This is a genomic window from Pseudomonas putida (assembly GCF_009883635.2).
GTDB classification, from domain to species: Bacteria; Pseudomonadota; Gammaproteobacteria; order Pseudomonadales; family Pseudomonadaceae; genus Aquipseudomonas; species Aquipseudomonas putida_W.
The window spans coordinates 5,810,408-5,832,487 of the sequence record NZ_CP026115.2 but is presented as its reverse complement, the minus strand read 5'-3'; the positions used below and the strand labels follow the sequence as shown (position 1 = coordinate 5,832,487).

20 protein-coding genes and 2 pseudogenes are annotated in these 22,080 nt (G+C 59.3%); 15 read left to right on the top strand and 7 right to left on the bottom strand.

Annotated features, from left to right (window positions below):
• The first annotated feature begins 30 nt into the window (after positions 1-30).
• Positions 31-1,308, top strand: a complete 1,278-nt coding sequence (locus tag C2H86_RS26550; RefSeq protein WP_159410613.1) for a flavohemoglobin expression-modulating QEGLA motif protein — start codon at positions 31-33, stop codon at positions 1,306-1,308.
• Here C2H86_RS26550 and C2H86_RS26545 read toward each other — a convergent pair whose 3' ends face one another.
• Positions 1,309-3,849, bottom strand: a complete 2,541-nt coding sequence (locus C2H86_RS26545) for an HWE histidine kinase domain-containing protein (protein ID WP_159410612.1) — start codon at positions 3,847-3,849, stop codon at positions 1,309-1,311.
• Positions 3,850-3,912: 63 nt separating this feature from the next.
• Positions 3,913-4,836 carry a LysR family transcriptional regulator gene (locus C2H86_RS26540; RefSeq protein WP_159410611.1) on the bottom strand — a complete coding sequence of 308 codons (924 nt, stop codon included), beginning with the start codon at positions 4,834-4,836 and terminating at the stop codon, positions 3,913-3,915.
• Positions 4,837-4,940: 104 nt separating this feature from the next.
• Between C2H86_RS26540 and C2H86_RS26535 the strand changes: the two genes are divergently transcribed.
• The 6 genes and pseudogenes from C2H86_RS26535 to C2H86_RS28505 form a co-directional block, all read left to right on the top strand.
• Positions 4,941-5,693 (top strand): SDR family NAD(P)-dependent oxidoreductase, encoded by a 753-nt coding sequence (locus C2H86_RS26535; RefSeq protein WP_159410610.1) that lies wholly within the window; start codon positions 4,941-4,943, stop codon positions 5,691-5,693.
• Between the two features lie 144 nt (positions 5,694-5,837).
• Positions 5,838-6,461, top strand: coding sequence for a dTMP kinase (locus tag C2H86_RS26530; RefSeq protein WP_159410609.1), 624 nt, complete (start codon positions 5,838-5,840; stop codon positions 6,459-6,461).
• Positions 6,462-6,477: 16 nt separating this feature from the next.
• Positions 6,478-8,004: an FAD-dependent monooxygenase gene (locus C2H86_RS26525; protein WP_159410608.1), complete on the top strand. Its 1,527-nt coding sequence runs from the start codon at positions 6,478-6,480 to the stop codon at positions 8,002-8,004.
• 497 nt (positions 8,005-8,501) lie between these two features.
• Positions 8,502-10,127: a mechanosensitive ion channel family protein gene (locus C2H86_RS26520; RefSeq protein ID WP_159410607.1), complete on the top strand. Its 1,626-nt coding sequence runs from the start codon at positions 8,502-8,504 to the stop codon at positions 10,125-10,127.
• Positions 10,124-10,285, top strand: a complete 162-nt coding sequence (locus tag C2H86_RS26515; protein ID WP_159410606.1) for a hypothetical protein — start codon at positions 10,124-10,126, stop codon at positions 10,283-10,285. Before C2H86_RS26520 ends, C2H86_RS26515 begins: the two co-directional genes overlap by 4 nt.
• Positions 10,227-10,468 (top strand): annotated as a pseudogene (locus C2H86_RS28505) (hypothetical protein); the annotation flags it as partial. The gene C2H86_RS26515 and the pseudogene C2H86_RS28505, both read left to right, overlap by 59 nt.
• A 171-nt stretch (positions 10,469-10,639) precedes the next feature.
• Here C2H86_RS28505 and C2H86_RS28850 read toward each other — a convergent pair.
• From C2H86_RS28850 to C2H86_RS26500, 3 genes are all read right to left on the bottom strand, one after another.
• Positions 10,640-11,047, bottom strand: coding sequence for a hypothetical protein (locus tag C2H86_RS28850; RefSeq protein WP_205524575.1), 408 nt, complete (start codon positions 11,045-11,047; stop codon positions 10,640-10,642).
• 239 nt (positions 11,048-11,286) lie between these two features.
• Positions 11,287-11,511 carry a hypothetical protein gene (locus C2H86_RS26505; RefSeq protein WP_159410605.1) on the bottom strand — a complete coding sequence of 75 codons (225 nt, stop codon included), beginning with the start codon at positions 11,509-11,511 and terminating at the stop codon, positions 11,287-11,289.
• A gap of 932 nt (positions 11,512-12,443) precedes the next feature.
• Positions 12,444-13,300 (bottom strand): IS5 family transposase gene (locus tag C2H86_RS26500; RefSeq protein WP_159410076.1). Its coding sequence is split into 2 segments (ribosomal slippage): positions 12,444-12,956 and positions 12,959-13,300, totalling 855 coding nucleotides; the frame shifts between segments, so codons are not numbered across the junction.
• Between the two features lie 20 nt (positions 13,301-13,320).
• On the opposite strand from C2H86_RS26500, the gene C2H86_RS26495 reads away from it, so the two are divergent.
• The 8 genes and pseudogenes from C2H86_RS26495 (at position 13,321) to C2H86_RS26460 (ending at position 20,180) form a co-directional block, all read left to right on the top strand.
• Positions 13,321-14,352: an alpha/beta hydrolase gene (locus tag C2H86_RS26495; RefSeq protein WP_346266741.1), complete on the top strand. Its 1,032-nt coding sequence runs from the start codon at positions 13,321-13,323 to the stop codon at positions 14,350-14,352.
• Between the two features lie 235 nt (positions 14,353-14,587).
• A pseudogene (locus tag C2H86_RS26490) lies at positions 14,588-14,752 on the top strand (IS5/IS1182 family transposase); the annotation flags it as partial.
• A gap of 903 nt (positions 14,753-15,655) precedes the next feature.
• Positions 15,656-16,021 carry a histone-like nucleoid-structuring protein, MvaT/MvaU family gene (locus tag C2H86_RS26485; RefSeq protein ID WP_159410603.1) on the top strand — a complete coding sequence of 122 codons (366 nt, stop codon included), beginning with the start codon at positions 15,656-15,658 and terminating at the stop codon, positions 16,019-16,021.
• Positions 16,022-16,302: 281 nt separating this feature from the next.
• Positions 16,303-16,677, top strand: a complete 375-nt coding sequence (tnpA, locus tag C2H86_RS28845; RefSeq protein WP_159410602.1) for an IS66-like element accessory protein TnpA — start codon at positions 16,303-16,305, stop codon at positions 16,675-16,677.
• The gene (tnpB, locus tag C2H86_RS26475; protein ID WP_159410601.1) at positions 16,674-17,018 is read left to right on the top strand and encodes an IS66 family insertion sequence element accessory protein TnpB; all 345 of its coding nucleotides are present in this window, start codon (positions 16,674-16,676) and stop codon (positions 17,016-17,018) included. The genes tnpA and tnpB overlap by 4 nt, the downstream gene beginning before the upstream one ends.
• Before the next feature lie 35 nt (positions 17,019-17,053).
• The gene (gene tnpC / locus C2H86_RS26470; protein ID WP_159410600.1) at positions 17,054-18,559 is read left to right on the top strand and encodes an IS66 family transposase; all 1,506 of its coding nucleotides are present in this window, start codon (positions 17,054-17,056) and stop codon (positions 18,557-18,559) included.
• A gap of 3 nt (positions 18,560-18,562) precedes the next feature.
• Complete coding sequence (locus tag C2H86_RS26465) at positions 18,563-19,141, top strand: plasmid pRiA4b ORF-3 family protein (RefSeq protein WP_159410599.1); 579 nt, start codon at positions 18,563-18,565, stop codon at positions 19,139-19,141.
• A gap of 241 nt (positions 19,142-19,382) precedes the next feature.
• On the top strand, positions 19,383-20,180 hold the full coding sequence (locus C2H86_RS26460; RefSeq protein WP_159410598.1) for a hypothetical protein: 798 nt from the start codon (positions 19,383-19,385) through the stop codon (positions 20,178-20,180).
• Positions 20,181-20,719: 539 nt separating this feature from the next.
• On the opposite strand, the gene C2H86_RS26455 is transcribed toward C2H86_RS26460, so the two are convergent.
• A complete protein-coding gene (locus C2H86_RS26455) occupies positions 20,720-21,463 on the bottom strand; it encodes a hypothetical protein (RefSeq protein ID WP_159410597.1) in 744 nt (247 codons plus the stop codon).
• Positions 21,464-21,715: 252 nt separating this feature from the next.
• The gene (locus C2H86_RS26450) at positions 21,716-21,877 is read right to left on the bottom strand and encodes a hypothetical protein (protein ID WP_159410596.1); all 162 of its coding nucleotides are present in this window, start codon (positions 21,875-21,877) and stop codon (positions 21,716-21,718) included.
• Positions 21,878-22,080: the final 203 nt, after the last annotated feature.

Genomic DNA, 22,080 nt, shown 5'->3' with positions numbered 1-22,080 from the left:
GATGCCGCCGGGTATCTGGAGGAAACTGCCATGGGTACCGCCTCTCTGTCCGAGCTCGATGCTGCGTTACCCGGCCTGACCCGCAAGATCCGCGTGCTCGATGCCCTGGCCTGGCCGGATGGCATCGAACAGGTATTCCTCAGCCAGTGGCATGCCGGCAACGCCCAGTTGCCCAAGGTGCAATTGCAACCGCGCGAGCACGGCGCCGACATCGCCGCGCTGGAGGCTTTTATCGGGCAGTGCGATCAGGGCCATCCGGCCGGGCGCTTCCTGGCGATGACCGCCCGCAGTTACGCCACCGCCGGGCGCATGCTGGGGGTCATCGGCACCTCCGAATTCACCCGCTGTTCCGCAGCGCTGTACCGGCGTCCGGACTTCCTTTACCCGAGGCAGAACCTGACCATGCTCGACGCGGCCGGTTTCTTCCTCAAGACCACCGATGCCCTGTTGGGCAGCGAGCAGATTCCGCCCAGCGAGGCTGACATTCCGGCTGAGGATTTCGCTGCCTGGATGCAGCCGGAAATAGACCGCTTCTTTGGTGCGAGGCGTATCAGGATCGTGCTGGACCCGAACCTCGCTTCCAAGGCCATCGCCGGTACCAGTCGCATTCGCCTGCGTGCCGGGGCCCTGTTCAGCGAGCTGGACAAGCAGCAACTGCTGCAGCACGAGGCCTTCGTGCATGTCGCCACCGCGCAGAACGGTGCCAGCCAGCCAAACCTCAAATGCCTGGGGCTCGGTGCGCCGCGCACCACCCAGACCCAGGAGGGCATTGCCACGCTGGCCGAGTTGTTCACCGGCAGCATGGACATCAACCGCCTGCGCCGTGTTGCCCTGCGCGCGCTGGCGGTCCAGCAGGCACTGGATGGCGCCGACTTCATTCAGGTGTTCGAAGGGTTCGTGAACGCCGGGCAGTCACCGCAAGAGTCGTTCCGCTCGACTCAGCGGATTTTCCGCGGTGCCGACCTGCGCGGCGGCTCGGCCTTCACCAAGGATGCCGCCTACCTGACCGGCCTGCTGGGTGTGCATACCTTGCTGCGCGTGGCGATCCGTGACAACCGCCCGGAACTGGTCGGCCACCTGTTCGCCGGGCGCCTGACCCTGGCCGATACCGTGCGCCTTGCACCGTTGTTCGAGGCCGGCTGGCTGCAGCAGCCGACCTACATCCCGGGCTGGGCCTGCGACATGCGCCGGCTTGCCGCCAACCTGGCGTTCTCCGCTTTCATCGCCCAGATCAGGCTGGATGTGCTCGACCTGCCGATGTTCATGGCCTTTGCCGACGAGCACGAAGCGGATGCCAGCGCCCAGTGATCACGGCTCCAGCAGTTTCTGCAGGCTGGCCAGAATGGCATTGGCATCGTAGGGCTTGCGTATCACCGCCACCTGCTGCAGATGCTGCGGAATGCTGACACCGTCGCCATAACCGGTGGCAAACAGGAACGGGATGCCGCGCCGCACCAGTTCATCGGCCACGCAGATCGACGTGCCGGTGCCCAGGTTGATGTCCAGAATCGCGGCATCCGGTGCCCGGTTGGTGAGTAGCCTCATCGCTTCATCCACGGAGCCAGCGGTGATGACATTGGTGATCCGGGCATCGTTGAGTATCTGCTCCAGGCCCACGGCAATGACCAGTTGGTCCTCCAGAATCAGCACACAGGCGTCCGTGCGCGCAGCCAGCACCGCGCGGGGTTGCGCCACGGGTGTGGCTGGGCGCAGGGCTTCCGGCTCAGCGGCCACCGAGAGGTGCCTGGCCGGGATTCGGAAAAAGCCCCGAAGCCCCTCAGGCAGGTATTCGACGTGGCTGGTACCGCCCAGGTCGAACGGTATGCTGCGGTCGATCAGCACCGTACCGAAACCACTGCGGCTCGGCGGGCGAACCATCGGGCCGTTACTCTCGCGCCAGGTGATGTCGCAGGCATTGCCTGCGTCGAGCGCCCAGCTGATACAGAGCCTGCCGCCAGCCCTGGACAGCGCGCCGTACTTGGCCGCGTTGGTCGCAAGTTCGTGCAGCACCAGGGCCATCACCGAATAGGCGCGGGCATCGAGGATCACATTGGGCCCGCTCAGCTCGATGGCTTCAGCCGACGTGCGATAGGGCGACAGCTCGGCTTCGAGCAACGTGACCAGGCGCCCGCCGCCGTCACCGCGCACGACCTGGTCGTGGGCCAGGGACAGCGCGTGGATGCGGCCTTTGAGCGTGGCCACGTAGTCCTTGAGGGTCTGGCTCTCGGACGTCGGGTGGGCCACCAGCGCGCCGATCAGCGACAGAATGTTCTTGACCCGGTGATTGAGCTCTTCATTGAGGATGCGCTGGCGGACTTCAGCCTTCGAGCGTTCGTTGGCCAGCAGCTCGCTGTTGTGCAAGGCCACTTCGACGATGGCTTTGCGAATGGCCTCGCCAAACTGCCGGTCCTGCTCGCTCCAGGGCAGTGACTGCTGATGCACCGTCTCTTTCCAGATCGCGAAGCTCTTGCGCGGCGTCAAACGGTCGCCCAGCGCGCCACTCTCGTAGGTCTTGTTCGGGTCGCCGGCCCAGTCCAGCGTCTCGACCACCTCCTTGCGGAACAGCATGAGGTAATCCCTTGGCTGCTGCGACATGGGGATGATCAGCACGCCGGAGACTTCGGTGAAGTAGTCCTGGGCCACGGGGTGAGCCATGGATAGCCGGTTGGACGCCCAGGTCTTGCCTTCGCTGACCCCCTGGGCAAGGCCCAGCAGGTCGGCAATGGCGGCCTTGGGGGGTGTCAGGCCGATCGAACTCCAGCGCCCCTGCATCGACATGCCGATGCCGTCGCACGGGATCAGCGACTGGAATTGGCCCAGGCGCGAGTGGAAGAACGCCTCGATGTCGGGCGCATGGTTGGCATCGCGCTGCAGCGAGTCCAGTGCCTTGTGGACGTTGACGGCCGCTTCGAGGTTCTGCCGGGTACGCAGCGTCTCGATGTGCAGCGAGAAGAACTCGCCGAACATTTCCGCCGCCACCCGTTGGCCCATGGCCAGGGTGCGCGGTGCGTAATGGTGGCAGGCGATCAGCCCCCAGAGTGCGCCATTGACGATCACCGAGATCGACATCGAGGCACCCACGCCCATGTTGGTCAGATATTCGCAGTGGATCGGCGAAACGCTGCGCAGGTGCGCGTAGGAGAGGTCAAGGGGCTCGCCGGACAGGTCCAGCACCGGGTCGATGGCGACCGTCTTGAACGTGGCATCGGAGATGATCCGGATCGGGTTGCGCAGATACAGGGCACGGGCCTGCTGGGGGATGTCGGAGGCCGGAAAGTACTGGCCAAGGAAGCTTTCCAGGTCGCCACGTTTGGCTTCCGCCACGACTTTGCCGGCGCCGTCGGTACCCAGCTGGTAGATCATCACGCGGTCATACCCGAGCACTGCCCGCACGAAACGGGCGGCGTCGCGGAACAGCTTGTGGGTCTGGTCGACTTCGCGCAGTTGGGCGATCAGCGTGCGTGCGAGTTCGATGGGCTCGGCAATGCTGGCGCCGGCGGGCTCGAACTCGATGATCGCAGTGCCTTTGAACACATGGGCCGAGACATCGAACGCCTGGCCTGAAGGCAGCTGCACGTTGAAGGTCTGCGATGGCCGCGTGCCTTCGCGGGTGCGGGCAAGCGAGTTGCGCAGGGTGTGGGCCACTTCTTCGCCCAGCACGGCGTGCAATTTCTGACCATTGATTGCGCCCGTCACCCCAAGCATCTGCGGCAAGTTCAGCGAATGACGCAGCACGACCGTCGCTGACGCATCGCAGGCGAGCAAGCAGCCGTGGGGTTGAATGCTGCCTGGAACCTGGATCGGCTCACGATCACAGTTGGTCAGGTTTACTTGAGGGTCAGAGGTCATTGGGCCGGTGCCTGGAAATAAGAGGGAAACACGTGACGTACAGTACAGCAGAAAGCCCCGGCGCTACCCGGGCGGCTGCAATCGCCACTGCGGGCTCGACAACCGTTCCACGAAGAAATCGGCCAGTGCCTGGACCTTGCGCGGCCGAGTACGTGCGGACGGGGTCACGAAGTACAGGCCCCCTTGGGTCATCCGCCATGCGGGCAGCAGCTGCTCGAGGCGGCCGTCGGCGAGGTACTCGGCGGCGATGAATTCCGGTAGTTCGGCAATCGCCATGCCCGCCAGCAAGGGCGCGATCAAGGCATCCGAGTTGGTCACCCGCAGCGGCCCGCGGGGCGTCACGTCGTGCTCGCTGCCGTCGGCGTGGCTGAAGCGCCAGACCTGGCTGCGGGCGCGGTAGGCGTAGCTCATGCAGGCATGGCCAGCCAGCTCGCGCGGGTGCGTGGGGTGGCCATGGCGGGCAAGGTAGGACGGCGCCGCTACCAGGTACTGGCTTACCGCACAGATACGCCGCGCCACCAGTGATGAGTCGGGCAGGGCGGCGATGCGCAAGGCTGCGTCGAAACCCTCGGCGACCAGGTCGACGGTCGAGTCGGACAGATGCAGGTCGAGTTCCAGCCCAGGGTATTGCGCCAGCAACTCGGGCAGCAGCGGCGCGACCCAGCGCAAGCCGAAGGACATCGGCACGGCCAGGCGCACCAGCCCGCGCGGTTGCACCGACAGCTCCTGGGCTTCGCTTTCCATTTCCTCGGCCTGGCGATACAGCGCACTGGCTTGCTCGACCATGCGCTGGCCGAATTCCGTCAGTGAGAGCTGGCGCGAGGTACGGTTGAACAGGCGCGCACCCAGTCGTTCTTCAAGGCGCGCTACCGCACGCGAGACCGTGGGCACTGACACGCCCATGGTCCTTGAGGCTGCGGCGTAAGAGCCTTCTTCGGCCACTTTGGCGAACATCGCCAGGCCTTCGAAATCCGGAATTCTTGGCATTTCATTTCTGTAATGATGGCTTTCGAATGATTCTATTTTGAAAGGACAGGTTAGTCGATACGCTTCTCCTCACAGCAACTCACCACCTCTACGGGAGAAACACCATGAGCAAGAAACTCGAAGGCAAGATCGCACTGGTCACTGGCGGCACCACCGGCATCGGCCTGGCCACGGCAAAACGCTTTGCCGAGGAGGGGGCCCATGTCTACATCACCGGGCGCCGTCAGGCGGAGCTGGACAAGGCCGTGGCGCTGGTTGGCAATGCCACCGGCATTGCGGTCGACTCCACCCGGCTGGAGCAACTGGATGAACTCTATGCCCGCATCGGTCAGGAAAAAGGGCGCCTGGATGTGCTGTTTGCCAACGCTGGCGGCGGTTCCATGCTGCCCCTGGGCGAGATTACCGAGGCCCACTATGACGATACCTTCGACCGCAACGTGAAAGGGGTGCTGTTTACCGTGCAGAAGGCGCTGCCGCTGCTGGCGCAGAACGCATCGATCATTCTGACTGGCTCCACGGCCGGCAGCTCCGGTACGGCGGCATTCAGTGTGTATTCGGCTTCCAAGGCCGCCGTGCGGGCCTTGGCCCGTAGCTGGATCCTGGACCTGAAGGACCGCGCAGTCCGGGTCAATACGCTCAGCCCAGGCGCCACACGTACTCCCGGGCTGGTCGAGCTCGCCGGGCCGGATGCCGGGCAACAGCAGGGCCTGCTGGATTATCTGGCGGCGCAGGTGCCGCTGGGGCGGGTGGGCGAGCCGGTCGAGATCGCCAATGCGGCGGTGTTCCTGGCCAGCGACGATGCCAGCTTCGTCAACGGGGCGGAGCTATTCGTGGACGGTGGCCAGGCACAGATCTGAGCATCAGGATGGCGAAATACAGGCGGAGTACAAATGTACTCCTGCCTGTTTATGGCCATCAGGCAGACAGGCGAGACCGTGGCAACGTTTCGGTGCATCATGTGGTTCTCGGTATCCAGAGCAGCTCGCAAGCAGTATTGAAAAATGAATCGTCCACTATTCATCGCGCTCGATGGCCCAAAGGGCACCGGCAAGACCACCTTGCTGGAGGCTGTTACCCAAGCCCTGAGGGCAGACAACAGGAAGGTGATCCGGCTGTGCGAGAAGAAAAGCGACCCCTTCAGGGGCGAGACCATGGCGCTGGTCAATCACTTGGCAAGAAACCCCTGCCAGGAGCTGGAACTGAAGGTCTGTGCGCGCCTGGCCGACAGCCGCGCGTGGATTTCCCGCAACGTGCTGCCCAGGCAACCGGCCAACAGCATCATCCTGATCGATCGCTGGTACCCCTCCGATGCCGCCTTTCGCCGGGCAGTCCCGTTTGCCGAGATCCTGCAGATGAACCGCGAGCGCAACGTGCAAGTGCCGGACCTGCATGTCGGCGTGGTCACCTCGCCTGACACCTCCTGGGCGAGGGCAGCGGCACGTACGCGGGGGCTGGGCAGTACGGTGATCCGCCGGCTGGATGAGCAGGTCGCCTGTACCGAGGCATTCGAGCGGGCGGTTGCCGACCATGGCTGGGTGCTGTGTCGTAACGAAGGAACGGTCGAAGACGCGACACAGCAGGTGGTCGCCGAGATTCAGGGCGTGCTGGCCTCAAACAACCTTTAGTGTGCGAGATGAGATCATGGCGCAAACCGACGTTCTCATTGCAGGTGCCGGCCCGACCGGGCTGACGCTGGCGCTTTGGCTCACCCGGCAGGGTGTTGCCGTCAGGATCATCGACAAGAGCAGCGGCCCGGGCGAAGCGTCGCGTGCCATGGCCGTTCAAGCCCGCACGCTGGAGCTCTATCGCCAGCTTGACCTCGCCGAGGCGGTGATCGATGCCGGCTACAAGACACCGGCCATGAACCTGTGGGCCCGAGGCCGGCGCAGAGCACGCATCCCCTTGACGGATGCCGGCGCGGCGATTTCTGCCTACCCCTTCGTGTTGATCTATCCCCAGGACCGTCATGAGCGCTTGCTGGAGCAGCAGCTCCATGCGCTGGGCGTGAACGTGGAACGGCAAACCGAACTGCTGTCCTTCGAAGAAGGGGAAAGCCATGTCACCGCCACACTGAAACAGGCTGATGGGCAGGAAGTGGCATGCACTGCGGCGTATTTGGCCGGGTGTGATGGCGCCCATTCGCTCGTTCGTCATGCCCTTGGCAGTGGTTTCGAGGGCGGTACCTACAAGCAGCTTTTTTATGTGGCGGATGTTCGGGTAACGGGTATCGAACCTGCAGGTGAGGCACACATCGCGTTTGATAAGTCCGACTTCGTGCTGCTGCTGTGCTATGGCGAAAAGGACCAATACCGCCTGATTGGCACCGTGCGGGACGAGCGTGCAGAGCATCCTGAGCAGCTGACGTTCGCCGACGTCGGGCATGACGCCATCAATGGCTTGAAGCTGAAGATCACTGAGGTGAACTGGTTTTCCGCCTATCGCGTGCACCATCGTGTCACCGATAATTTCCGCCGTGGCCGAGCGTTTCTGCTTGGCGATGCTGCGCATGTCCACAGCCCGGCAGGCGGGCAGGGCATGAACACCGGCATTCTGGATGCGAACAACCTGGCCTGGAAGCTGGCTGCGGTGATCAAAGGCAAGGCGGCCGATAGGTTGCTCGACAGCTACCCGATCGAGCGCCAGGCCTTTGCCCGCAAACTGGTGGAGACCACGGACAGGCTGTTCGCACTGGTTACCGCACAAGGCGGCTTCGCCGAATTTGTGCGCACACACGTCGCGCCAGCCATCGCCAGCGTTGCGTACAAGCGCGAAAGTGTCCGTGAGTACCTGTTTCGCGTGGTTTCGCAAACCCGCATCGACTATCGCGACAGCCCGCTGAGCCAAGGCAAGGCAGGCGAGGTTCAAGGCGGTGATCGTCTGCCTTGGTTGCCTGGAGCCACGACGGACAACTACGCATCACTGACAGCCATTGCGTGGCACGTGCATGTGTACGGTGATGCCAAGGCAGACCTGGCCCAATGGTGCACGCAGCACGGCATTGCACTGCAGGTTTTCCCTTGGCAGCCTGCGTACGAGCAGGCCGGCATTGCCAGAAATGCCACCTATCTATTGCGGCCTGATACCTATGTCGCGATGGTCGATCCTGAGGGCGACACAGCGGTGTTGAGCCGATATGTTGAGGAACAAGGCATCACGCTGTCCGCTTGAGGTGCCGGGGGCGGCGATTGCCTGAGCGTTGGAACAGGAATTGCTGTAAGCCAGGGAAACTCCAAAAAGTGGGTAATCCGGCCATGCTCCCTGTAGACCACTGCTATCTGCGCGCCAGGCCATGGCACCCATGTTCGGGTTTGCGGCACCCTGTATCGGGTCCTTTGGCAGGGTTGAATATCTGTTCCGGCTGCAACGGCGGAACAGGGGGGACAGGCGGAAAAGCCAGATAGCGTCGTTCAGTGCTCATGGGCGTGGGAGTGAATGCTCAACGCACCCGGCACCTTGGTGCGCTCGAGGCCGCCGTGGTCCAGCCATCCAAGCGTTGTCATGGCGGCGGGCTCTGTGCACACAGGTGTGCATTGAGTGTAGTCGGCAGGGCAACGCTGGACTGTGTACGCCGTTTGCTTGCCACAGGCGGTGTACTACGCTGCTGATACCCACGCTTGCCAGGAGAGCGCCGATGCTGCCCATACCCACTTTCGGAGTGTGCGCTCATGGCTAGGCGGATGCTTGCCGGCCTGGCGGCGTGCCTGGCATTGGCAGCCACGCTGTTGTGCGGCAGTAGTCAAGCATTCGAGGAGGCGGCGTCGGCAAGTGCCGAGCCTGCCGAGCTGAAAATCGCCAACCGTTCGATCGTGGTCTTCCATGCCACATTGCTGGGCGAAGTACCGGCTGCCCGTGTCCGGCGCGCCGAAGCGGTGATCAATGAACAGCTCGACGAGGGCTTTGCTGGCCGGGTCAGTGTGGACCCGATTCAGGACAGTTACATGGTGCTGCTGGGTGATCGCCGGGCATTCATCGTCTCAACTGGGGACCTGATTGGCGCCGACCTGGATGCTCGCCAGGGCGCCGAACAGGCTGCCCAACGCTTGAGCCAGGTCGTGGAAGAAGCCCGGCAGGCACACAGTTTGCGGTTCCTGTTGGTCGCGCTCGGCTTGAGCGGCGCTGCGACCTTGATCTACCTGGCGCTGGTCAAACTCTGCCTGTGGCTGCATGGCAAGGCACTGTCGTGGTTGCCCCAGCGTGTGCGCAAACACACCAGCGCCTTGCGCATCGGGCGTACCCAGCTGGTCGACTCGAGCAACCTGTACCCCTTGTTGCGGCGCCTGCTGGCGTTGTTGCGCTGGACGTTGATCCTGCTGCTGACCTATGAATGGCTTACTTTCGTCCTGCAACGATTCCCCTATACGCGGCCGTGGGGAGAGAGCCTGAACCTGTACCTGCTGGGTTTGTTGCGCCACGTGCTGACCGGTATCGTCGATGCAGTGCCTGGGCTGCTGATCGCCTTGCTGATCTTCTTCATCGCCCGTGGCTTCAGTGCCTTCAGCAAGCGCCTGCTCGAGCGCCTGGCGCGGCCCGGCACGATCAGCTGGCTGACCCAGGAAACCCTGCAGCCGACCACGCGGCTGACGGCCCTGGCCATCTGGCTGTTTGCTGTGGCCATGGCCTACCCCTATCTGCCGGGTGCCGACACCGACGCGTTCAAGGGGCTTTCGGTACTGATCGGCCTGATGATCTCCCTCGGCGCGACCAGTGTGGTCGGCCAGGCTGCTGCCGGGCTGATCCTCACCTACACGCGCACCCTGCGCCCTGGCGAATACGTGCGCATTGGCGAGCACGAAGGCACGGTCACCGAGCTGGGCATGTTCACCACCAGCATTCGCACCGGCCTGGGCGAGGTGCTGACACTGCCCAACTCGATGATCACCGGGGCAGTGACCAAGAACTATTCACGTGTGGTGCAAGGGCAGGGGTATGTGGTCGATACCACGGTCACCATCGGCTATGACACCCCCTGGCGCCAGGTCGAGGCGATGCTGCTGGAGGCGGCGAAGCGCACCGACGGGGTTTTGCATACCCCTCGACCCCAGGTGTTCCAGACTGCCTTGTCGGATTTCTATCCCGAATACCGCCTGGTGGCCCAGGCCGTGCCGAGCGAGCCTCGCCCCCGGGCAGAGCTGCTGACCCTGCTGCATGCCAATATCCAGGACGTGTTCAACGAGTATGGCGTGCAGATCATGTCGCCTCATTATCTGGGTGACCCTGAGCAGGACAAGGTCGTACCCAGGGAGAACTGGTACAGCGCCCCGGCGTCGTCACCCGAGAACAGCCAGCGATGATCGACTTCGTGCTTCAGGCACTGCGCTCGAACCCGGAAATCGCGGTTTTTATGGCCATTGCCTTGGGCATGCTGCTGGGGCGATTGCGCCTGGGCAGCTTCCACCTGGGCCAGCACCGACATGGTGGCGATGGTATCGCAGCGGTTGGTGGCCGGTAATCCTGCGCTGACGGTGGTCAAGGCGCCGCTGAACGTGACGGGTTTGAGATGCTGATGCTGTGGCCGGAACGGGTGCACCGTGATCCGGCGCATCGTTGGTTACGAGAAGTGTTTGTTCGCGGTTTTGGCGTGCCTCCTCAGGCAGTACGCAGAGATGCCAGGCGAGTGGTAGTCGGCTGTTAAAAGGGGTCACTCGTGTGGCCCCGCGAGTAGCCTAAGCCGCGATGAAAGCAGCAATGTGAGCAGCCGCCGCCTCTGGATACTGCATATGGGGGCCGTGGCCAGCGCTAGGAAAGCTTACGAGCGTCCGCGTCGGCAGCTGACTGTTCAGGGCGTACTAGTTTTCGACCGGGATTACGATGTCGTGGCCCGAGCCCAAGTGGAGTAGGGGGATAGTAGTACTCTCCAGTGCATGCAACACCGCTTCGGCTGGAAATACCGGGTTCTTGGGGCCGTCTCCGAGTTGCTGGGCCGCCCACTCGACAGGCACTTGGGGGCTGCGATCCGCCATGCGTGAAGCCAGTCGTGCCCAGGCCCCCTCGGCTGCTGCTCGGCTGGTATCTGAGGTTGGCTCGAAAAAAGGCTTACAAAATCCTCGAAGTCATTCTCTCGACGAGCCAGTTCATAGAACAGGGCTTCACCGGGTTTGGCCAACTGACCGGGTGGCGTCGTACCAATCAGTACGGCATGGCTTACCAGCTGTGGCGCCTGCGCCAGTACCACCTGAGCGGCAATTCCCCCGAGCGACGACCCAACAATCACAACTTTGCCAAGCCCCAGCGCCTGGATGAGCTCAATTGCATCTCAACAAATTGGAGCGGTAATAGCAGTGGCTGAAGCTTGCATGATTTGCACATCCTGGATCTCGACACAAAGGTCCATAAACGTCGTTTAGGGGTGTGATTCAAGACGCGTGATTGCAAACAACCTGTCGCTGACATCCGAACGAAGTGAGCCAGCGGCGAGTGAAAAGCTCAGGACGTGGTAGATGCAGTGCTCATTCAATCGTCGTGCAGCAACCCGGAACTGTACTCGCCAAAGCTGTTGCTCAACGCGTTACCGTGGAAATTCATCTTCTTGCCACTGTTCGTCGGCCCCGGACCAAACCCGGCCGGCACCACGGAGTCGACCGAGTAATCGTTTCGGGTGCTTACACCAGAAGCCGAGCAGGCGCTCAACAACACAGCACCGGCCAGCAGTGAAACTTTGACGAGGTTAGCGATCATTTTTGACTTCCTGTGGAGTTGAGGCGCGGGAACATGACTTTTTGGTGTTTATCCTAGGCCTCGCGGTGGCGGTTGATCATCAAACTTTTCCTGGCTCGAGCCAGTTCTGATTTACCTGCTGGATTTTATAAAGTTTGTGACCTTTGCGAATCGTGGACACTCCCCGCAAGCCGCGAAATTCAAGACCTCCAGCATTCCAATTTGCACTCAGGACACTTTTTGAAGGGAAGTGTCCAGATTATTTGCAAATTTTTCCCAGAAAGTGTCCGATTTAACTGACCGCTTGTGCTGAAAGTGTCCGCATTAACCGCGCAAACTGCGGAAAGTGTCCGTATTAGCTAACGCTTTTTCAGCCGCGATGGCCAAGAACATAGAGTCCAAGGAAAAATTTGCACAAAAAACATCTGTGATTTCGATGCGAACCTCACCGTCGCGGAACGCATATATCGATGTCGCAGATACGTTTTTTGTCAATATATATAATAATACTCCATTTCTCTTCTCATTTGGCAAGTTTTTCATGAGGCCAGCTCAACCCCTCAAAGCCTGACACTATCGGGCCTCCAATATTTTTTAAGCGTTGAAAACAGTAAAATAAAATAGCCTGAATTGTCTGTCAATATATGCCTAATTAAACTTTAATGCTTTCCGGGGTGGGGCTTGACCTTGCCGGTCTAGGAAGTAAAACTAGCTCGGCTTTCGCAGTGCCGCTCTTTAAAAACCAGCAAGTGATAACCACTACCTAAAACCAACGGGCAGATGCCATTACCCAATGGCAATTCGTCAAATGGTAGGCGGAATGACAAATCGCAACAAAACATCTGAAAAAGAGAGTGAGCTATCGAAAGCGCCCTCCCTGGGCGCAGAATCAAAATCGAGCTCAAAGCTAAACCTGGATAGTTCGGATAAGACCATTGCTCGCTTCGATCTTGCTAGGCTCTGTACGAAAAGAGATGTCGCAAACACCGCATGGAACAAGCCAGCGAGACCATGGCGGCATAGCTTTTCGCGAGCTTGTCAAAGCGTGTCACGATCCGACGGTTCTCTTTCAGCCAGCCAAACATGCGCTCGATGATGTTGCGCTGCCGATACTTGGGCCGATCAAACAGTCTGGGTAAGCCAGGCTTGGGCTTGCGCTTCATCGAGCGCATCGGGATGACGGGTTGCATTCGATATTGGTCGCAGTAGCGGCGCAGCGCTTCAGCGTCGTAGCCCTTGTCTGCAAGCAACCACTTGCAGCGTTTACGCGGGCGGCCACGTTGGGCCGATGGAATGCTGACTTCGTCCAGCAGTGGTTGCGCGTAGCTGATGTCACTGGCCTGACCGCCAGAGAGGAGGAAGCGCAACGGTGTCCCGTTGGCGTCGCAGAGCATGTGAATCTTGGTTGTCAGGCCACCGCGACTGCGGCCTAGAGCGTGATCGGCAGGCTCGTCAGGCCCCCTTTTTTCCCGGCGCCGGAAGAGGCTCGGGTTGCGCGTACAGCAGTTGAGTCGATCATCCAGGTTTGCAAATCGATCAAGCCTTGCTCATTCAATCTCAGGTGCAAGCGTTTGAGCATCTGATCGAATGTCCCCTGGTTTCGCCAGCCCCGAAACCGTTGATACACCGTTGACCACGGGCCGAAGCGTTCCGGCATATCTCGCCACGCAGCACCCGAGCAGAGCACCCAGAGCACGCCGTCGAGCATCAGGCGGTCGCTCAGGCGGGGCCGCCCCCGGCCATGGGTTTCGGTGAAGAGATCAGCAACCACAATCCAGGCCTCATCCGAGAGTTCGTAACGCTTCGCCATCACAGAATTCCTTTCCGTAGATGGCGGGGAACGCTACAGAATTTCAGCTTCCGAGGGGCGTCAATTCAGTTTCTCGGGATTTCGTACAGAACCTAGTCGTGGTTCTTAGCCTGCTCGCGCTGGTAGGGGTATCGACCATATTCGGCAGTCAGCTCCATTTCGCGCTCGAATCCGGTGTATCGGTATCTCCGATTATGTGGTCGTTGGAGCCCGTGTCAGCGGGCGCACCCGATCGCTCGGTGGCCTACATGGTCGATGACTACGGGTCAGAACTCCAGATGGACATTTATGAGCCCGGCGAGGCTGCTGAGAGGTCACCGTCGGGCGTCCCAATAATGGTATATGTGCATGGCGGCGGGTGGGTATCGGGCACTCCTGCGGAGACAGCAGCCACGCTTCGGTGGTTCTCAGAACAGGGTTATCTAGTCCTATCACCCGAATACACGCTTGCAACTGCGGATCGCGCAACCTGGGATATCGCAATGCCTCAGGTGACGTGCGCACTGGCATGGGTGGGACAGCAGGCGGGGGAGCTCGGTGGAGATCCCTCACGAATTGCTGTCCTCGGGGGCTCGGCTGGAGCAAATTTGGCACTCACCGCAACATACGCTGCCGCTGACACCCAACAAGCTTTGCCTTGCAAGGGTGACGTGCCAAAAATCTCGGCGGTTGTCGGCTTAGTGCCGGCCGTGGATCCTGAGTCGGTCTTCAATAACACTGACCCAGTTATGAAGGGTTACGATCAGCAACTCGTGCGCGCCTACCTCGGCGGAGAACCCGCAGACCATCCCAATCGAGTGAAGGCGGTTCAGGTCGGAACCTATCTTTCGCCGCTCGCGCCGCCGACCTTGATCGTCGGCCACAAAAATGACCACATCGTACCGATAGCAGGCATTCGCGACTTCGTCGATCGCGCACGAGATGCAGGTATCGACGTAGCGTACAAAGAAGTCATCTGGGCCGATCACACGACCCCTCTCCTGAACTACAACCCCGTGAGCCAAGCACTGCGCTTACAGGTGCTCGACTTTATCCGCGCGCGCGGACTATGACCCCACGCTCTGCGGCAGTGGTTGGAGGCTCGGCCACGCAATGCAAGAGATACACACAATCAGCTTCGGCGCGAGAGCGACATCGCCGTGGAAGCGTCGAACGAAGCGGAAATCGGAGGGGCTCGTGATTGACCGACCCCTGAGCCCCTCGCACGTCCTCGGAACACCCAAGCGAAATATCGTTAGAGAAACTCTAGAGTTGGCGAGATGTCTAACCTTGCAGCCCATACGCTTGATGCTGCACATGCCCTTCGTCGACGCGGAGTACGCCGGCAAGCGCAAATAGACCCGCAAGGAGTGATTGCTAATCGAGATGTATTAGGGAGGGGCCTGGAAGTGGTTGATTGCTCTGTTCAAGCCCCATTATCCGAAAAGAGAAGGTGGTCGTCCGGCCTATCCCGATATTATTCGGCTATTTCAGACCATCCCTAAAGATGTCGAACAGCCTGCTCGTTATCTCTGAAGGAAACTCGTGCTGACTGTCACGTCCCTTATGATAATGGCCAAGAAGCACCTCAAGATCTGATGAGTTGATCGCGCTTCCTGATGCAGACTGAATTCGTCTGGCAATGCACAAACCTGATGTCACACGCTTAAGGGTGGCCAGCAGTCTAGAAATCATCAGTGCTCTTGCATCGGTCGAGAGGCAGGAAGACGCATCTCCTCGCGATTGGTAGTACCGTTAGCGGGAAGGGTACCGACATGATGTCCGAGGATTGGTTACGTAGCTGCTCCAACTGCTTGTCGCGCCTGACGCGCTCGAAAAGTCCGATGCTCCGACAGGTTTCTGTTTGGCCAGCCAGGCGCGGGCCTTGTTAAAGAAAGCCCACTTCTAGGCGGGCAAGGGCTATCACACGTAGGGATAACTTTAGTGTCGCGTAGGGTTGTAAAAATCGTGTGAAAGAAAAATCCCAACTGTTGCTTAGGCGAGGATGGCGACCATCTGGTAGCTTAGGGTTGTACCTTCTTGGCCTGTATTCCTTCGCGTTCCGCAGAGCGCAATCTATGGCAACGTTTAGAGGTTAATTGCGTCGAATGCGATGAGGAGGTTTTCTCGGCATGAGACCTATGCAAGTAAACTGAGCTAGCGGCTGCGACGAGATTGGGTGCTATACGCTTTGCTCGCGTAGGCGCTTAAGGTAAATTGGGTCTGTTTAGTAAAAAGATATACATACCATGGATTCTGTGAGCGGGGTGCTCCATTGGATAACGAACTAACTTGACGTATCGTTATCTAATTAATTAGGCTTACTGCCCTTTTTGAGGTAAGCTGCTAGCAATTTCATTGACCTGAGGATCATTTATGTCCCGTTTGGCGGAATTCCGGAAGCTTGAACAGACCTTGGCCGCCCAGCTCGCTGAGCTGGAAGCGATGAAGGGTAGCTCCGAGTTGAGACAGGAAATTGAGTTCGAAGAAAAACTACGTGACTTGCTCGCCAAGTACGGCTTTAGCTTGCGTGACATCATTAACATTCTGGATCCTCAAGCTGGCCGCCGTAATGCACCGGCAGCAGTAGAGAAGGCTCCTCGCAGAGCTCGCCAAGTCAAGCAATACAGGAACCCGCACACAGGCGAAGTCATTGAGACTAAGGGTGGTAATCACTCAAAGCTGAAATCGTGGAAAGCTGAGTACGGTTCTGATGAAGTAGAAAGCTGGCTCTCGAAGTAAGATGCCATGACTCAAAAACCTCCATTCGTGGAGGTTTTTTGTGGCTGGGTCAGGGGTAGGTCATCTGTTCTGGTGCTTTGCTTACAGTTTCCTGAGCTTATAGGCACATGTCATAAACGACGGCGCCGCTTCTCCCGTCAATCCTCAAGTGGTGATGGGGAATGGCGGTAAAGATTCGTAGGCCGCTAGGAAATGGATCGTAACCGTACGCCCAGCCCCCTCTCCTGACAGCCCTCCAAATTGGCCAAGATAGTGGACACCATTTTTTAGTGGACACTATCTTGGATACAGTTGCCCCAGCCCGTCGGCCCGGTCGTCGTCCAAACTTCCCTTTAGCGTTCAAACGCAAGGTCGTCGAAGCCACGCTTAAGCCAGGCACCTCCGTGTCGTTGATCGCTCGCGAACATGACGTCAATGCCAACTTGGTATTTCGCTGGCGTCAGCAATACCAGGAAGGGCTATTCGGCCCGGTCAGCCAGAGTGCAACGCTGTTGCCTGTCCAGGTGATTGATGTGCCGACAGATCTACCGTTCGCCCAACCGCCATCAGCCTGTCATCACGAGATCGTTGTTGAAGTGGGAAAAGCCAAGCTGTGCATCACCGGCACGCCTGACCCGCAAGCCCTGCAACTCATCTTGCAGCAGTTACTGCGATGATTGCTCCTCCCGCTGGAACCCGCATCTGGATCGCCGCTGGGGTCACCGACATGCGCCGTGGCTTCGACGGCTTGGCGGCCTTGGTGCAAACGCAACTGGAAACCGATCCTTTCTCCGGCCAGATTTTTGCTTTCCGTGGGCGGCGCGGTGACCGGATCAAGCTGCTGTGGTGGGATGGCGACGGCTTGTGCCTGTTTTGCAAACGGTTGGAACAAGGACGCTTCGTCTGGCCGCAAGCGACCAGCGGCAGCGTGTCGCTGACGACCGCGCAGCTGTCGATGCTGTTGGAGGGCATTGATTGGCGAAGACCCATACGCACAGCACCTATCCATGCGGTCTGACTGACCACGCTGAAAAAAACCGGTAGCATCCGATCATGACTCTCGTGACCGACTCGCTGCCGAACGATCTCCAAGCCTTGAAGGCCCTGGTCTCTGCCCAGCGGGCAGAGATCGAGCGCTTGAAGATGATGATCGCCAAGCTGCGGCGCGCACAGTTCGGTCGCAGTTCCGAGCAACTGGAAGCGATGATCGATCAACTCCAACTGAGCCTCGAGGAGTTGGAGGTCAGTCAGACTGAACTGACGCCACCTACCGTATCGCCACCTCGCACCGTCTCTCGGCGCAAGCCATTACCTGAACATCTGCCACGCGAAATTTACGTCCACCAGCCCGAGTCGCAATGCTCGGGTTGCGGTGGGCAACTGCGTCAGTTGGGTGAGGATGTGTCTGAGGTGCTGGAGTACGTCCCGGCACGCTTTAAAGTGATCCGCCATGTTCGCCCCAAGTGGGTTTGCCGCTGCTGCGAGCACATCGCCCAAGTGCCGGCGCCGAGTCGCCCGATAGCCCGAGGCCTTGCCGGCCCGGGGCTGCTGGCCCATGTACTAGTTTCCAAATTTGTCGATCATTTGCCGTTGTATCGGCAGTCCGAGATCTACTCCCGCGAGGGCGTGAATCTGGAGCGCTCGACCTTGGCCGACTGGGTCGGCCAGAGCAGTCAGCTGCTGCGACCATTGATCAATGCTCTTGAGCGTCACGTCATGAACGGTCACAAAGTCCACGCCGATGACACGCCGATTGGCGTACTCGCGCCGGGCAACGGCAAGACCAAAACGGCTCGCCTGTGGACATACGTGCGCGATGACAGACCGGCGGGCGACTCGACGCCGCCTGCGGTCTGGTTCGCTTACTCGCCTGACCGAAAGGGGCTGCATCCTCGTGCTCACCTCAAACACTTCAGCGGTGTTCTACAAGCCGATGGTTATGCCGGATTTGCCCAGTTGTATGACTCGGGGACGATCCAGGAAGCCGCCTGCTGGGCTCATGCCCGACGTAAATTCTACGATGTCTACAAAGATCAGGCCTCGCCGCTGGCAGCCCTGGCATTGCAACGGATTGCAGTGCTCTATGCCATTGAAAGCGAGATCCGTGGGCACCCACCGAATCAGCGAAAAGCCGTTCGACAAAGCCGGGCCAGTCCGCTGCTCGAACAATTACACGCTTGGCTCAACCAGACGCTGGCTCAAGTGTCGAAAAAATCGACATTGGGCGGGGCGATCCTCTATGCCCTCAATCGTTGGCAGGCATTGGCACGCTACTGCGACGATGGCCGGATCGGAATCGACAACAACGCCGCCGAACGCGCGCTGCGCGCCGTCGCGTTGGGTCGCAAAAATTACCTGTTTGCCGGTTCCGATACCGGTGGAGAGCGAGCGGCGGCGATCTACAGCCTGGTGGGTTCGGCCAAGCTCAATGGTCTGAATCCACAATCCTATTTGACATACCTGCTGGAGCGCATCGCCGAGCATCCGATTAATCGGGTCGATGAACTGCTGCCCTGGAACGTTTCTCTCACCCCCATTGAACACTGCGAAGCGGCTTAATCTATGGTCAACCCTGTTCGTTTGCCAAAACCTGAAGCAGATCTGTTGTTGCTGCGCATTGAGTTGAAATACATAGAACCCACGATTTGGCGTCGCGTGGCGGTACCGGAAAATATCACCCTGAGCAGATTGCACTCCGTGATCCAGATCGTAATGGGCTGGGAAGGTGGGCATCTGCATGAGTTTGAAATTGCCGGTGAAAACTATGGCATACCTGACCCCGACGGATGGGGCCCGCCGGTCAAGCCAGAAGCCCGCAAGACCCTGATCAAAGCCTTGTGCGGGAAGAAGACGTTTCGCTATGTGTATGACTTTGGCGACAGCTGGGATCACCGGATCAAAGTCGAAAAAGTGCTGCCTGCCATTGCCTGTCCGCAGGTGCCGTATTGCGTCGACGGCGCTAATGCCTGCCCTCCAGAGGACGTGGGTGGCGAGCCGGGCTATGCCGAGTTTCTTGAGGCGATGGCAGACCCCGACCACCCGGAGCATGAAGCCATGATGGAATGGTATGGGGAAACCTTTGACCCAACGGCTTTTGACTGGGAACAAGCGAATGAGTGGTTAAAGGAAATCAGGGTCTGAGAGGCAAGGCGGTGTAATTCGGACGGTTACGCGAAGTGGGCATTGGGCAAAGCCCGAAAAGAAGCGCCCTAAGACGCCGCCCCCGCCGGACTCCGCCGAATCGATCACGTTTCGAGTACTGGACAAGTCGCTTGTTCCGCCGGCACCGCCCAAAGCGCCTGGCGCCCCGAAGCCTGAGAAGCTAGCAATACCGGCAAAGCTGACTGATCCGCACCCGCTGGTTAGTAGATGGCTGCAGGCGGTGAAAGATGCCAAGGATGTGGAAGGACGGGTGGAGCTGCGTCGCGTGCGTGTGCTGTACACCCGAATTTCACGCGACATGGTCGATCGCGCCGCATTACTACTGGACACCCTGATCAAAGACACCCAAAGGAAAGGATGTAGCTGGACGGTGGATGACCACAATCGCACCACGGTCATGTTCGATGGGGAAACTGTCTACGTTACGCTGCGAGAGCGTGTGACTAAAGTGGTGAAGCCGCCTCCACCCCCTGAGCCCAAACCCAAGCGTCGACCAACGCGGGAGCCGGTGCTCTGGCTGGGGCCCCGCGAAGTTTACGTGTATAGCTCCACCGGCGAACTGACCCTGATAGCCCAAGAAAAGCCGGATGTAGGCTCACAGACGACGTGGACGGACGGAAAAACCGGCCAGCTTGAGGACAGGCTCCACCTGTTCTGCGCAGGTCTTACCAAGCTTATTGGCCGCATGAGAACTTACCGGGCGCACATGGAGGAGTGGCACCGCCAGCGCGAGGAGGAGGAAAGGATCCGGCGCCAGGCAATCATGGCCGCGGAGCACCAGCGGGGGTTGCAGCTGCGGCTGGTGGAGAACATGGAGAAGTGGGAGAAAGCGACTCGGCTGCGAAGCTTTATCGAGGCCGTCGCGGCTGGCGCCGGCAGCGCCGAGGATGATCGGGATAAAGTCGAGGCTTGGCTGGAAAGTCGTTACGCTCGTAGCATGGATTCACCGTCCATGCCGCAGGGAGGATCGAACGTACCATGCCATCCAATAAGCGGGCGTTCGAATGAATCTGCGTAGTACCTAGCTTCGCTGGGAATCTGGACGACTCCTCCCGCATAGCCGATAAGCATCAAAGTATTTGCCCGGCGCTCGCTCGCTTCCTGGAAGAGATTGCTGCTGGGCAGCAGGTCGAGGTTGGAAGGAGTTGACCACAAGGAGCGGTCATCTAGGATTGAACCCTTCAGCAAAGCGGCGAGTTCGTTGAATCCATGCTCTCGAGAGACCTCAACTGCGGACTTGCCATTGGCGGTGAGCTTGGCAGCCGAACCACCTAGGCGAATGAGCTCCCTGCACGCAGGTTCGTGTCCGAAGTAAGCGGCTTGGTGCAAGAATGTCCATCCTGACGATGGGGCCTGATAGCGGCTGCAAAGCCGGGCGAGCATGGGTTCCTCCATCCATTCCGAAATGACACTGTCCCATTTCCCACTTTTGGCCTGCTCGTAGATTTGCTTTATCAAATGATTCAGAGCGCTCATGCGTTTACGACCTGTGGATGGCTGTGCGCTTGATGCAGAATTTGCAGAGTAGAGAAAAAGACGCAGGCAAGGGGAGTCACCCTAAGACTTTGCGAGGCGATTGAACACTTCTTGGTAGATCTCACCATCAGCTAGTGCGAAGAGCAGCATCTCTACCTCATGAATATGCTTTTCATCTCCCCACAGATCATTGCTCACCTTGCGTACGATGGACAGGTACTGAGGATAAGCATCTTGCTCCGACACAAAATGCTTTTTCCTCATGTTTTTCGGATCACTGCTCTCGCCTGGGAGCAGCCGTTCACCCAGCAGCAGAGTGGCGATGTCCAGCATCTTCAGCCGCGTATTACGACCGTCAGGCATCGGGAAAATAGGGTGCTTGGCACCTGTGAGGTAATTGATGGCATTCAGAGAGTACGCGACGCGAGCATCATAGATACATGCCCAATCTGGGCATACAATTGACGCCCATTTTGACCAACTGCTGATGAGCTTGAAGGAGGGCTTGAAACCCGCCGGCACTGCTGTGGAGCCCTTGTAAGATGAGAAGAGCTCCAGCGTCTCGCTAACTTTTGAGAAGCGCGTAATCCCACCCCATACCTTGATGAAATAGGTAGCAACTCGTCCATGCTCAGCCTCACAACTGGTCGAGCTGACTAGCTCTCGAAGGCCTGTTTTCAGCTCAAGGGTGCGATCGAAAGAGGTTTCGCCTGAGAAAGGAATATCAAACTCAGAGCTCGCCAGAACGTGATCAAACGTCCAATCGTAAAGAGACGGTAGATCATCTTTTCTCTCCCGCAGGAAATCCGCTACAACCTTGTCCATTTTCTGCCCGTCGTTGGAAATGATGCAGATGATAGCAAAAGCGCATCACGACTTGCTTCCCGGACTATCGCTTGTGTGTACACTCGCTCAGGCAAGCGGAGCGCGCAGGCGTGAGGATCGTAGCCCGCAGGGCCAAGACGCATGTGAAGCGGGCGGCTTGGTTCACAAGAGCCGACCCAACGGGCACGCCCGGGAAAGCTAGAACCGTCTACCGTGCAAGCTCGAGCCGACTTACCGGCTTACCGCACCGAGTCAGGACAAACCACTCGAGAGGCTGAGGGCAAGCAAGGCATTGCTCAGCCGCTGCTGCTCGACACCCCCACGAACGTCCTGCCACATTGAAGTGATCAGCCTCACAACAGACTCAAGCTCCTCGGCCATAACCTGAATTTCAATGAGCTTGTTGCTGTTCACCGTCGTCTTGAGAGCTACAGCACGCTCCTCGAGCTCCTAGAGATTTTCGCTCAAGCACTCAGCCTGATCAGTCGACGTAGCAGCACCGTCGCTGTAAACCTTGTCTCCGATAACAAAGTCGCGGCCGTGAAGGTTTTTCTCGAGCTGGAGCACTTTGGATCTCATGAGAGAGGTTGCTTCTTCGTTGGCGGGTTGCAGCGGGG